The following is an 11,439-nucleotide window of genomic DNA, read 5'->3' on the forward strand; positions in this document are numbered from 1 at the left end:
CACCGCCACGACCACCAGCCAGAGCAGCGGGGTGGCCGTGAAGGTGGCCGCCGGCAGCCGCGGCAGGTGGGCGAACGGCGACAGGTCGAGCAGCCAGCGGCTGAGCTGGAGCGCCTCCCCGAACATGGTGATGGCCAGCACCACCCCCAGGATCGCCCAGGTGGCCCCGACCACCAGCCGCGGCAGCAGCCCGAACAGGGCCACCCCGAGCGCGGCCAGGACCCACACCGCCGGCAGCTGGACCAGGGCGGCGCCCACCACCCGGGGCAGCTGGCCGCCCAGGTCGCCGGCGCGCAGCCCATGGGCCAGGCCGGCCACCAGCCCGCCGGCGGCGAGCACGACCGCCGCCCCGGCGGCGGCCACCAGCAGGTGGCTGCCAGCCCAGCCGACCCGCGAGGCGGTGGTGGCCAGCACCGGCTCGGCCCGCAGCTCGGCCTCCTCGGAGCGCAGCCGCAGGGTGGCCTGGACGGCGTAGCCGGCGGCCAGCAGGCCGATCCAGGACAGGACGGCGGCCAGGTAGATGTCGGTGATGCTGCCGGCCCCGCCCAATGAGGCCAGCATCTCGGCCGTCTCCGGGTCCTCGGCGGCGAACTGGGCCATGTCCTGGGCCAGCACCCCGAACGACAGGCCGGCCACGGCCGCCCCCACGGCCCAGCCGAGCAGGGCGCCGCGCTGCAGCCGCCAGGCCAGGGCGAGCGGGCTGCGCAGCCAGGCCGGCGCGGTCGCCGGCCCCAGCCGGGTGGCCAGCACCCCGGCGCCCAGGTCGCGCCGGTCGCGCAGGGCGACCACGGCCACCAGCAGGACCAGCAGCAGGGCCACGGGCAGGAGCAGGACCGCCCAGCGCTCGCCGGCGAACGGCTGGAAGCGCTCGGCCCAGCCGATCGGCGACAGCCAGGCCAGCCAGGACAGGCCGCTGGCGGTGTCGCCGACGGCCCGGAGCAGGAAGGCCGCGCCCAGGGCGGCGAAGGCCATGCCGTTGGCCGGCCGGGCGTACTCGGTCAGCTGGGCGGTGACGGCGGCCACGCCGGCGAAGACCAGGCCGTTGAGACCGCAGCCGACGGCCAGGGCGACCGATCCGCCAACCGGCAGGCCCACGGCCACGTACCCGAGGACGCTGAGGACGGCCAGGACCACGTTGACCCCGAGCACGAACAGCAGGCTGGCGGCCAGCCAGGCGTAGCGGCCGACCACGCCCGCGCTGACCAGCTCGGCCCGGCCGGTCTCCTCCTCCTGGCGGGTGTGGCGGGTCATCAGCAGCAGGCTCATCAGGCCGATGAGGAACACCCCGGGGGTGACCACCTGCCAGGCGGTGGCCCCGCCGTAGGTGCTGGCGTCGTAGGCCGGGCCCTGGAGGGCCACCACCGCCGGGTTGGCCCCGATGCCGGTGGCCGTCCTGGCCAGCCGGTCCAGGTCGGCCTGGGTCGGGTACAGCGAGACGATGCTGGCCGCCTGGGTGAACGCGAACAGGAACAGGCCGAGGACCCACACGGTGGCCACCACCCGGTCGCGGCGCATGGCCAGCCGCAGCAGCCGGCCGGTGCCGGTGAGCTGACTGCCTGACGCCGCCCTGGTGCCCGCCGGGGCTCGCCGTGCGCCCACCGCGCTCATCGCCGCGCCTCCTCCGTCCGGCGCTGGCCGTTCCCGTCGGCGGTAGCGGCCTCCTCGGCCTGGTAGTGGCGCAGGAACAGCTCCTCCAGGGTCGGCGGCTGGCTGGTCAGGCTGCGCACCCCGGCCGCCGACAGGTGCCGGAGCACCTCGTCGAGCTGGGCGCTGTCCACCTGGCAGCGCACCCGGGTGCCGTCCACCTGCAGGTCGTGCACGCCGGCGAGCCCGGACAGCCCGTCCGGCGGGCCGGCCAGCTCGGCCTGGATCGAGGTCCGGGTGAGGTGACGCAGCTCGGCCAGGGTGCCCGACTCCACGGTGCGCCCGGCCCGCACGATGCTGACCCGGTCGCACAGGGCCTCGGCCTCGGCCAGGATGTGGCTGGACAGCAGCACGGTGCGCCCAATGTGGCGCTCGTCGTCGATGACCTCGCGGAAGCGGGCCTCCATCAGCGGGTCCAGGCCCGAGGTGGGCTCGTCCAGCAGCAGCAGCTCGACGTCGGAGGCGAGCGCGGCGATCAGGGCCACCTTCTGGCGGTTGCCCTTGGAGTAGGTGCGGGCCTTCTTGCGGGGGTCCAGGTCGAACCGCTCCAGCAGGTCGGCCCGGCGGCTCGGGTCGAGGCCGCCCCGGAGGCGGCCGAGCAGGTCGATCACCTCGCCGCCGGACAGGCTGGGCCACAGGTTGACGTCGCCGGGCACATAGGCCAGCCGGCGGTGCAGGGAGACCGCGTCGCGCCAGGGGTCGCCGCCGAGCAGCTCGGCCCGGCCGCCGTCGGCCCGCAGCAGCCCCAGCAGGACGCGGATGGTGGTGGTCTTGCCGGCCCCGTTGGGGCCGAGGAACCCGTGCACCTCGCCGGTCCGAACCTCCAGGTCGAGCCCGTCGAGCGCGCGGGTGGGGCCGAAGCGCTTCTCCAGCCCGGAGATCGAGATCGCGGTCGACATCGGTGTCTTCACCGCCTCCTTCCCGGGACCGCCCCTGGCGGTCCGCTCCCGTCACACGCTACACTTCGTTCACAATGTTGTGAAGGTTCTAAAAGGAAGTTCGCCAAGGAGGGGCGGTGGGCGAGGAGCGCGACGACGAGGCGGTGCGGCGCTTCATCGAGCGGTTCGCCCTGACGCTGGCCGAGTCGGGCATGGCCCGCATGCCGGCGCGGGTGTTCGCGGCCATCCTGGCCGCCGACGACGGCCGCTGCACCGCCGCCGAGCTGGCCGCCCAGCTCGGGGTCAGCCCGGCCGCCGTCTCCGGGGCGGTGCGCTACCTGACCCAGCTGCGGCTGGTGCGGCGCGAGCGCGAGCCGGGGGAGCGGCGCGACCACTACCGCATCTCCTCCGGCACCTGGTACGAGGCCGTCACCCGGCGCGAGGAGATGGTCGCCCGCTGGGAGCAGGACCTGTCCGACGGCGTCAAGGCCGTGGGGCCGGGCTCGCCGGCGGGGGACCGGCTGGAGGAGACCCGGCGGTTCTTCGAGCACTTCCGTCATGCCCTGGAGCGGGCCGTGCTGGAGTGGCGGGAGCTGCGGGCCGCCGGCCGGGCCGGTCCGCCCGGCGCCTGATCGGCCGGCTCAGCGCGGGGTCTGGCTGGGGGCCGCCGCTTCGGGGGACGGGTCGGGGTCGGCCGGCGCGCTCCGGGGCCGGCGGCGGTCCCGGAGGCCGAGCCAGAGGACCAGGAACGCCCCGCCGTAGCGGCTGGCGAACCCGGCCAGGGTGTCGGCCAGGTCCCCGGCCGGGGAGCCGCGGGCGCCCGTGCCGATGGCCGGGGGGCCGGCCGGGGCCAGCGGGACCAGGGTGATCGACAGGGCGACCGCGACCAGGCTGGTCAGGCTCCAGGGGACGGCGGCCACGATGCCCAGCAGCGGCACCTCGTGCCAGTAGAAGACCCACGGGGTGAGCAGCAGGTAGGCCAGGAAGAAGGTGGCGATCCTCGGCCACGGGTCGACCCCGGGGCGCAGGGTCCGGGCGACCAGCACGAAGGCGACCAGGATCCCGGCGATGGCCAGCTGGCGGCCCAGCCGGGCCCCGGCGGCCGCCGCCGACGGCTCGGACAGGCCGAACAGGGGCAGCACGGCGGCCAGCAGCCGGCGGACCAGGTTGGGCGGGCTGCCGCTGGAGAAGTGGCCGCTGACGTCGACGGCGCTGGTGAACAGCTTGCCCCCGGCGCTGGCATAGGGCAGGTAGACGAGCGCCGTCAGCACGGTCCCGAGCAGGCCGAGGGCGGCCACCACGGCCACCCGGTCCCGCAGGCGGGGCCGGCCCATGGCCAGCCAGATGGCGTACAGGGCGGCCAGCGGCCCCATGTACACCTTGACCAGGAAGCAGCCGACCAGGGCCACGAACGCCAGCAGGTGCCGGCCCCGCCGGTGGGCCAGGATGGCCAGGGACAGGACCAGCAGCAGCAGGGCGTCGACATGGGCCGACATGGCGATCGACTGGAGCACCATCGGGTTCCAGCCGAGCAGCAGCAGCGGCCAGCGCGGGTCCTCGCCGAGCGACGGGGCGGCCCGCAGGGCGCGGACCAGCACCCAGATGGCGGCCAGCTCGGCCGCGACCAGGACCAGCTTGGTCAGCACCACCCAGGTGAGCAGGCTCGGCCCGGCGGCCATGGCCAGCAGCCGCAGCAGCAGCAGGAACGGCGGCCCGTAGACGGGGCCGAACAGCCGCCACGACCAGAACTTGTGCCAGGGGTCGGTGGGGTGCTGGTCGGGGAACGACAGGTACGGGTTGTCGCCGTAGGTGGTCTGGACCTTGCCGTAGAAGGAGTAGGCGTAGACGTCCTTGGAGGCCACCGGCGGGACCAGCAGGGCGAGCAGGTGGAGCACGGCCACCCCGGCCAGCAGCAGCGCCCAGCTGGGCCGCCGGCCCCGCCGCCACTGCCAGACGGCCAGGGCGAAGCTGGCCATGGACACGACCCAGAACGCCGTCACCTGCCCCTGGGGCCGCAGCTCGACGTCGAAGTCCCGGTTGGTGGGCAGCCGGTGCAGCTCCAGGAACCGCGGCGCCAGGGGCAGGACCAGGAACAGCCCGATCCCGGCGACCAGCCCGCCCAGGCAGGCGGTGAACACCGCCCGGTCGCTCAGCCGCGACACGAGCCCGATCCACCGGGGGACCACCCCGCTCATGGCCGGGCCAGGCGCCCGGCCAGGGTGCCGGCGGCGGCCGCGGCGGCGAAGAACACCGGGTCGTCCTCGGGCCCGCGGCCCATCGAGGTCACCTCCAGGCCCCAGCCGGCGAGCAGCTTGGCCGGGTCGGGGATGGCCACCCGGTGCAGGTCGTGGCGGCCGGCCACCCCGGCCTCGGCCAGCTGGCGGTCGACCAGCCCGGCCAGGTCGGGGTCGGCCAGCTCGGGCACGGCCACGGCCGAGCGGGCCAGGGCGAGGCGGCCCAGCGCGGTCAGGCTGTGGTGGCTGACCCCGCGGTGCCGGGGCCGCCGGTCGGCGGCCGACAGGCGCAGGCAGGCCACCGGCCGGCCGCCGAGGGCGGCGGCGGCGTTGACCGCCTCGGCCACCTGGGTGCCGGAGAACCCGAGGGCCGTGCCCGACCCCATCCCGCCCGGCCCCTGGGCGACCACGACCACGTCGGCGGCCAGCACCGCCCGGGCCGCGGCCAGGGCCGAGTACAGCGAGATCGCCTCCAGGTCGCCCCCGAACGCCTGCCCGGCGGTGATCGTCCCGGCGACCAGCCCGCCGGCGCGCAGCTCGGCGGCCAGCCGCGAGAAGGCCAGCGGCAGGGCCCCGCCGTCGGTCATCACGTAGGCGACCTGGAGGTCGGCGGCGACCGCCCGGGCGGCCGCCGCCACCACCGGGACCATCGAGTGCAGCTCGGCGCAGACCACCGGCAGGCCGCCCAGGTCGGTGCAGGCGGCGACCGCCGCCCGGTGGGGGCTGTCCTCCTCCTCGACGGCCAGGACCCGGACCTGCGACGGGGTGTAGCGGGCCTTCATGACATGCCCGGGGCCGGGGTCGTCGACCGGCCCGCCGACCCGGGCCATGACCACGTGGAAGCCGCCGGTGCCGAGCCCCAGGGCGACCGCGGTGGTGTTCAGCACCACCTCGTCCCCGGCCTCGACCGGCCCGGTGAGCCGGTCGTAGCTGATCGCCGGGACCTCGCCGTCCTCGCCGTCGAGGGCGACCCGCAGCTCGGTCGCGCCCGGGCGGCGGTCGCCGATGGCCGTGACCCGCCCGTTGCGGATGCGGACCACGGCGGCTCAGCGCCCGTTCTGCTGGGCCGCCCGGAGGACGTAGGCGCAGACGGGGTCGCCGGCCTGGATGTGGGCGACCCGCTCGACCTCGACGTCCGGCCCGGCGAGCTGCCGGAACAGGGCCAGCTCGTGGGCGCAGGCGGTCGGCCAGGCGCCGGCCACCCGGGCGATGGCGCAGTTGTGCTCGCTGACCACGAAGCGGCCGTCGCCGTCGCTGGCGCAGTCGGCCATGTAGCCGTTCTCGTCCTGGATGGCGGCCAGGGCCCGGGCCAGCTCGGGCAGGGGGCGCCCGGAGGTGCGGCCGGCGTACAGCTCGGCCAGCTCCCGCTGGCGGTGGTCGAACAGCCGCTCCACCGCCTCCGGCCCCAGCTCCGAGGTGGCCGCCTCCAGCAGCTGGGCGACCAGCTGGTGGTAGTTGCGGGGGAACAGGTCGTGGCCCATCTCGGTGAGGGCGTACACGTAGGCGGGCCGGCCGCGGCCCTGGGGGCGGGTCGTCTGCCGGACCAGCCCGACGTGCTCCAGCGTCTCCAGGTGGCGGCGGACCGCCACCCCGGACAGGTTCAGGGCGGCGCCGAGCTGCGCGACCGTCTGGGAGCCGTTGCGCTTGAGCAGATCGAGCACGGCCCGTCGGGTCGGGGCGCTCCCCGCTGGCTCGCTTCCTGCCTCGGTCATCGGCCCAGGCTAGCGCCGTCGTTCCAGCCGAGGCAACGACACCCCCCGGGCTGCGCGCGATTCCACTAGCATCGGGGCATGCGCAAGGTGGAGCGGCTCGTCAATCTGATCGCCCTGCTGCTGGACACCCGGCGGCCCCTCACGCTCGACCAGGTGGCCGAGCTGGTGCCCGGGTACGACGCCAGCGGGGAGAGCCTGCGGCGCATGTTCGAGCGGGACAAGGAGGAGCTCCGCAGCCTGGGGGTGCCGGTCGAGCGGGCCCCGATCGATGCCTGGGGGAGCGAGGAGGGCTACTTCATCGACCCCGAGGCCTACGGCATGCCCGACCTGGACCTGGCCCCCGACGAGCGGGCGGCCCTCGCCCTGGCCGCGCGGGCCTGGTCGGGGGCGACCCGCGACCCGGCGGCCGTGGCCGGCCTGGTCAAGCTGGACCTGGACCCGGGCGCCGGGCCGGACGCCCTGCGGGCCAACCTGGACGGGGCCAGCCCGCTGCTGGCGGTGCTGCTGGAGGCCACCTCGGGCCGCAAACGGGTGGTGTTCAGCTACCGGCCCCCGGGCCGGGAGGCGGCCGAGCGCCGCCTCGACCCGTACGCCCTGGTGAACCGGCGCGGCACCTGGTACGTGGTCGGCCACGACGCCGACCGGGACGCGCTGCGCTCGTTCCGGGTGTCACGGATCGCCTCCGACATCCGCAAGGTCCGCCCGACCAGCCGCGGCCCCGACTTCGAGGTCCCGGCCGGGTTCGACCCGGGCAAGGTGCTGCCGACCGCCGGCGAGCCCGAGGGGGCGCCGATGGCGCTGGTCCGGGCCGCCCGGGCCACGGCCCGCCTGGCCGAGCTGCGCGGCGCCGTCCCCGCCGGCCCGCCCCGGCCCGACGGCCTGGTCACCCTGCGCCTGCCCGTCGGCGACCGCGACGGCCTGCTCGGCTGGGCCATGGGCAACAGCGTGGAGATCGTCGAGCCTCCCGACCTGCGCGACGAAGCCCGCCGCCGCCTCGAGGCCCTGCAGGAGATGGTGCGCGCGTGAGCCCGGCCCGGACCCCCGACACCAGCGCCGCCGGGCGGCTGCAGCGGCTCCTCGCCCTCGTCCCCTGGGTGCACGACCACCCGGGGGCGACCGTCGAGGAGGTCTGCGAGCGCTTCGACATGACCCGGGAGACCCTGATCGCCGACCTGGAGCTGCTGTACGTCACCGGCGTGCCACCGTACGGGCCGGGCGACCTGATGGAGGCGTGGGTCGACGGCGACAAGGTCCACATCGGCTTCGCCGACTGGTTCGCCCGGGCCCCCCGGCTGACCTGGCGGGAGGCGGCCGGGCTGTACCTGGCCGGGCGGGCCCTCGACGCCCTGCCCGAGGTGGCCGAGCAGGGGGCCCTGGCCCGGGCCCTGGCCAAGCTGGAGGCGGTCCTCCCCGCCGACCAGCTCGACCGGGTCCAAGAGCTGGCCGGCCGGGTCTCGGTCGACCTGGAGGGCGACCCGGCCGAGACCAGCCGCCGCACCGAGCTGGCCAGGGCGGCCGCCACCGGCCACCGGGTCGAGATCGAGTACTGGTCGGCCTCCCGGGGCGAGCTGACCCGCCGCAAGGTCGACCCGTGGCTGGTGTTCAGCGCCTCGGGCCACTGGTACCTGTCCGGCTGGTGCCACAAGGCGGTCGCCGAGCGGCTGTTCCGGGTCGACCGGGTGGTGTCGGTGCGGCCGACCGACGAGCCGTTCGAGCGCCCGGCCGGCTTCGACCCGGCCGCCCACGGCGAGCTGGGCGGGACCGAGCTGTTCGCCGGCGGCCTGGAATGCGAGCTCGACCTCGCCCCCGAGGCCGAGTGGGCGGCCGACTACTTCCCCATCCTGGCCTCCGAGCGCCGCCCCGACGGGCGCCTGCGGGTCCGCCTGGCCACCCACCAGCTGTCCTGGCTGGTCCGCCTGGTCCTGCGCCTGGCCCCGGCCGCCGAGCCGGTGTCGCCCCCGGAGCTCCGCCGCGCCGTCGCCGACGCCGCCGGCAAGGCCCTGGCCGCCTACGCCGGCTAGCGCCCTCGTCCCGGTTCGGCTCAAGCCCGCCGCCGTCGCGGCCGATACCCCGGGCGGAGCCACGACGCCCCGACGGAGTCGCCCGACTGGTGGTCGCGCTTCCAGGCGGCGTGCCGCTGACCCGCCCGACCCGGTAGGATCCGGCGGCCGTCCCCGCCGCCCGGAGGTCACCCTGCCGCTCTGGCTCGCCATCCTGCTCGGCGTCTTCTGGCTGGCCGTGCTCGTCACCGTCGGCTTCACCGCCTGGCGCATGGTCGGCAACCTCAAGGCCCTGGCCGCGTCCGTCCAGGCCCTGTCCGAGCGCCTCACCCCGGAGCTCGACAAGCTCGCCCAGGCCAGCGAGGAGACCGCCGACCACGCCGCCCGTCTGTCCGAACGCAGCGCCAGAGCCGCCGAGGAGCGGTAGACTCGTCCTTGCGTGCGCCGGCGGACGATGCGAAGGAGTTGGGCAATGCCAGGGCCGGAGTGGATCTGGGTCATCATCGCGATCGTCGTGCTCTTTGGCGCCAGCCGGCTCCCGGCGATGGGCCGTAACGTCGGCCTGGGCATCAAGGAGTTCAAGAAGGGCGTGACCGAGGCGTCCAAGGACGAGAACAAGGACGAGCCGGGCAAGCCGGCGTCGGCCGACGAGCGCGAGCGGGGCACCACGCCCTAGCCAGCCCTCCGGCCGGAGCCACCGTGCGACTCTCGCGCCGCCCGCGGGCCAACCCGACGGGCGAGATGTCCATCCTCGAGCACATCGGGGAGCTTCGAAACCGCCTCGCCAAGAGCTGCGCCGCCCTGGTGGTGGCCACCCTGGTCGCCTTCTCGCTGCTGTACGAGCCGGTGATCGACTTCCTGCTCCGGTCCTACTGCGCCCTGCCGGCCGCCGCCCGGATCGGCAGCGTCGCCGAGGACGGTGGCTGCCGCCTGGCCGCCCTGAGCCCGCTGGAGCCGCTGTCGATCCGCATCCGGGTGTCCCTCACCGTCGGGCTGCTGCTGGCCATGCCGTTCATCGCCTTCCAGCTGTGGCGCTTCATCACCCCCGGCCTGCGACCCAGCGAGAAGCGCTTCGCCATCCCCTTCGCCCTGGCCAGCACCCTGTTGTTCGTCGCCGGGGTGGCGGTGGCCTTCTACACCCTGCCCAAGGCGATCGGCTTCCTGAGCACCATGGGCGGCGAGGGCATCGCCAGCTTCTTCCAGGCCGACCGCTACCTGCGCTTCGTGCTGTTCATGGGCCTGGCCTTCGGGATCACCTTCGAGTTCCCGCTCGTGCTCGTGTTCCTGTCGCTGGTCGGGGCCCTGTCGTCGGCGGCCATGCTGCGGGCCTGGCGGCCGGCGGCGGCCGTCATCATCGTGGCCGCGGCCGTCATCACCCCCAGCCAGGACCCGATCAGCCTGTTCGCCATGGCCGTGCCCATGTGGCTGTTCTACTTCACCGCGGCCGCCATCGCCCGCTTCATCATCGAGCCCCGCCGCGCCCGGCGGCAGGCGCTCGCCGGCACCGGGGAGCCTTGATCTTGCAGACCTACCTGCCCTATCCCGACTTCGCCGCCAGCGCCCGCGCCCTCGACCCCCGCCGGCTGGGCAAGCAGCGGGTCGAGGCCCTCCAGGTGCTGCGCGCCCTGACCACGCCCGGCTACGGCTGGCGCCACCACCCGGCGGTGCTGATGTGGCGCGGCCACACCGAGGCCCTCGGCTGCTACGGGGTGACCGTCTGCCGGGCCTGGTTCGTGCTCGGGTTCGCCGACAGCTGCGAGCTGAAGCTGCGGGAGGAGCTGGCCCGGATCGGGGTGGCCGCCCCCCGCTCCCAGGAGGAGCTGGCCGACGCCGGCGCCCTTCCGCCCTGGCTGGGTGACGCCGCCCTGCACCGCAGCCATCAGTCCAGCCTGGTCCGCAAGGACCCGGCGTTCTACAAGGAGAAGTTCCCCGACGTGCCCGACGACCTGCCGTACGTGTGGCCGGTCCGGTCGGCGACGCGCAAGGCCTAGCCCTCCCGTAGGGGCAGGCGGCGCAGGCCTCCGCGGGCCGGTTTCTCCGGCGGCGGGCTGTGGCCGATCCGTTACGAGCAGGGCGGCCGCTCGCGGTACGCTTGTTCGGATCGGGCCGAGGGCCGCGGACGACGACGCTGGGAGCGGGGTAGCAAGGGTGGCCATCAAGGGCAAGAGCAAGCGCAGCCAGGGGCGGCCGGTGCGCCGGCCGGCCACCGGGCCGCGGATCCAGACGGCGGAGCGGCGGCTTCCCTGGTACCGGGCGACCGCCTTTCCGGTCACGCTGGCCGTGATCGCCCTGCTCGGCACCCTGGTGGCCGGGTTCAACCGGGTGCAGGAGGGCTGGGCCCGCGACGACGTGCGCCGCTTCACGGCCGACCTGCGCGCCCAGACCGACCAGCTCCCCTCGGTCATCGGCACCGGCACCGCCGAGCTGCCCGGGTTCCCCAGCGCCCAGGAGGTGGCCGCCGGCAAGCTCACCAATGAGCAGCTCGCCGTCCGGGCCAGCGGCTGGACGGCCAAGCTGGGCCAGATCAAGGGCCGGGTCGAGTCGATCACCGTCGGCGAGGCCCCGGCCGAGGCCGGCACCGACGGCGAGCCGCCCAACAACGTCGGCGGCCGCGAGCCCTTGCTGACCAGCGTGCGCGACAGCTACGTGGCCGCCATCGCCGGCTACGAGCAGGCGGCCACCCTCTTCGAGCAGGTCGGCGACGTCCCGGCCAAGAGCAGGGCGGCCAGCGTCCTGGTCGACCAGGGCGCCGCCACCGCCGCCCAGGCCGGCCAGGCCATGGACGCCGCCGCCGGCACCCTGGCCCGCGTCCACGCCCGCTACGGCCTCGACCTGACCCGCCAGATGCCGGGCGAGTCGACCGAGGCCTTCGGCGCCCGCTACTCCGGCGCCGCCGGCTCGCCGAGCAACATCCTCCCGCCGAACTAGCCGCGGGTGCGCGCCCTGCTGGTCCACAACCCGACTGCGGGTA

The 11,439-nt window shown here is 75.6% G+C and carries 13 protein-coding genes; 8 read left to right on the forward strand and 5 right to left on the reverse strand.

Annotated features, from left to right (window positions below; translation table 11 throughout):
- Together VF468_08690 and VF468_08695 are read right to left on the reverse strand one after the other, a co-directional pair.
- A partial coding sequence (locus tag VF468_08690) for an ABC transporter permease (GenBank protein ID HEX5878383.1) occupies positions 1-1,608 on the reverse strand: 1,608 nt, incomplete at its 3' end.
- Positions 1,605-2,543 carry an ABC transporter ATP-binding protein gene (locus VF468_08695; GenBank protein HEX5878384.1) on the reverse strand — a complete coding sequence of 313 codons (939 nt, stop codon included), beginning with the start codon at positions 2,541-2,543 and terminating at the stop codon, positions 1,605-1,607. The genes VF468_08695 and VF468_08690, both read right to left, overlap by 4 nt.
- Positions 2,544-2,659: 116 nt before the next feature.
- Here VF468_08695 and VF468_08700 point away from each other — a divergent pair, with 116 nt between their 5' ends.
- Positions 2,660-3,154, forward strand: coding sequence for a MarR family transcriptional regulator (locus VF468_08700; GenBank protein HEX5878385.1), 495 nt, complete (start codon positions 2,660-2,662; stop codon positions 3,152-3,154).
- A 9-nt stretch (positions 3,155-3,163) separates the two neighbouring features.
- Here VF468_08700 and VF468_08705 read toward each other — a convergent pair whose 3' ends face one another.
- The 3 genes from VF468_08705 to VF468_08715 are packed head-to-tail and all read right to left on the reverse strand — an operon-like array spanning position 3,164 to position 6,468.
- A complete protein-coding gene (locus tag VF468_08705; protein ID HEX5878386.1) occupies positions 3,164-4,717 on the reverse strand; it encodes a hypothetical protein in 1,554 nt (517 codons plus the stop codon).
- Entirely contained in the window at positions 4,714-5,796 is a 1,083-nt protein-coding gene (locus tag VF468_08710) for a DUF3866 family protein (protein ID HEX5878387.1), read from the reverse strand. Before VF468_08710 ends, VF468_08705 begins: the two co-directional genes overlap by 4 nt.
- 6 nt (positions 5,797-5,802) lie before the next feature.
- Entirely contained in the window at positions 5,803-6,468 is a 666-nt protein-coding gene (locus VF468_08715; protein HEX5878388.1) for a helix-turn-helix domain-containing protein, read from the reverse strand.
- Between the two features lie 78 nt (positions 6,469-6,546).
- On the opposite strand from VF468_08715, the gene VF468_08720 reads away from it, so the two are divergent.
- The 7 genes from VF468_08720 to VF468_08750 all read left to right on the forward strand — a co-directional run bounded on the left by VF468_08720 (position 6,547) and on the right by VF468_08750 (position 11,396).
- Complete coding sequence (locus VF468_08720; protein ID HEX5878389.1) at positions 6,547-7,494, forward strand: WYL domain-containing protein; 948 nt, start codon at positions 6,547-6,549, stop codon at positions 7,492-7,494.
- Positions 7,491-8,489 (forward strand): WYL domain-containing protein, encoded by a 999-nt coding sequence (locus VF468_08725; protein HEX5878390.1) that lies wholly within the window; start codon positions 7,491-7,493, stop codon positions 8,487-8,489. The genes VF468_08720 and VF468_08725 overlap by 4 nt, the downstream gene beginning before the upstream one ends.
- 217 nt (positions 8,490-8,706) lie before the next feature.
- The gene (locus tag VF468_08730) at positions 8,707-8,895 is read left to right on the forward strand and encodes a hypothetical protein (protein HEX5878391.1); all 189 of its coding nucleotides are present in this window, start codon (positions 8,707-8,709) and stop codon (positions 8,893-8,895) included.
- A 45-nt stretch (positions 8,896-8,940) separates the two neighbouring features.
- Positions 8,941-9,144 carry a twin-arginine translocase TatA/TatE family subunit gene (locus tag VF468_08735; protein HEX5878392.1) on the forward strand — a complete coding sequence of 68 codons (204 nt, stop codon included), beginning with the start codon at positions 8,941-8,943 and terminating at the stop codon, positions 9,142-9,144.
- Positions 9,145-9,167: 23 nt separating this feature from the next.
- A complete protein-coding gene (tatC, locus tag VF468_08740) occupies positions 9,168-9,986 on the forward strand; it encodes a twin-arginine translocase subunit TatC (protein ID HEX5878393.1) in 819 nt (272 codons plus the stop codon).
- Between the two features lie 2 nt (positions 9,987-9,988).
- Positions 9,989-10,459 carry an MSMEG_6728 family protein gene (locus tag VF468_08745; protein HEX5878394.1) on the forward strand — a complete coding sequence of 157 codons (471 nt, stop codon included), beginning with the start codon at positions 9,989-9,991 and terminating at the stop codon, positions 10,457-10,459.
- A gap of 157 nt (positions 10,460-10,616) precedes the next feature.
- Positions 10,617-11,396: a hypothetical protein gene (locus VF468_08750; protein HEX5878395.1), complete on the forward strand. Its 780-nt coding sequence runs from the start codon at positions 10,617-10,619 to the stop codon at positions 11,394-11,396.
- The last annotated feature ends 43 nt before the right edge of the window (positions 11,397-11,439 follow it).

The organism is Actinomycetota bacterium (genome assembly GCA_036280995.1).
Classification (GTDB): Bacteria; Actinomycetota; CALGFH01; order CALGFH01; family CALGFH01; genus CALGFH01.

What these genes read in the sequence shown, in the direction of transcription:
- VF468_08695 (HEX5878384.1), bottom strand. Translation starts at nt 2,543, where the DNA reads ATGTCGACCGCGATCTCGATCTCCGGGCTGGAGAAGCGCTTCGGCCCC.
- VF468_08705 (HEX5878386.1), bottom strand. Translation starts at nt 4,717, where the DNA reads ATGAGCGGGGTGGTCCCCCGGTGGATCGGGCTCGTGTCGCGGCTGAGC.
- VF468_08715 (HEX5878388.1), bottom strand. Translation starts at nt 6,468, where the DNA reads ATGACCGAGGCAGGAAGCGAGCCAGCGGGGAGCGCCCCGACCCGACGG.
- VF468_08720 (HEX5878389.1), top strand. Translation starts at nt 6,547, where the DNA reads ATGCGCAAGGTGGAGCGGCTCGTCAATCTGATCGCCCTGCTGCTGGAC.
- VF468_08735 (HEX5878392.1), top strand. Translation starts at nt 8,941, where the DNA reads ATGCCAGGGCCGGAGTGGATCTGGGTCATCATCGCGATCGTCGTGCTC.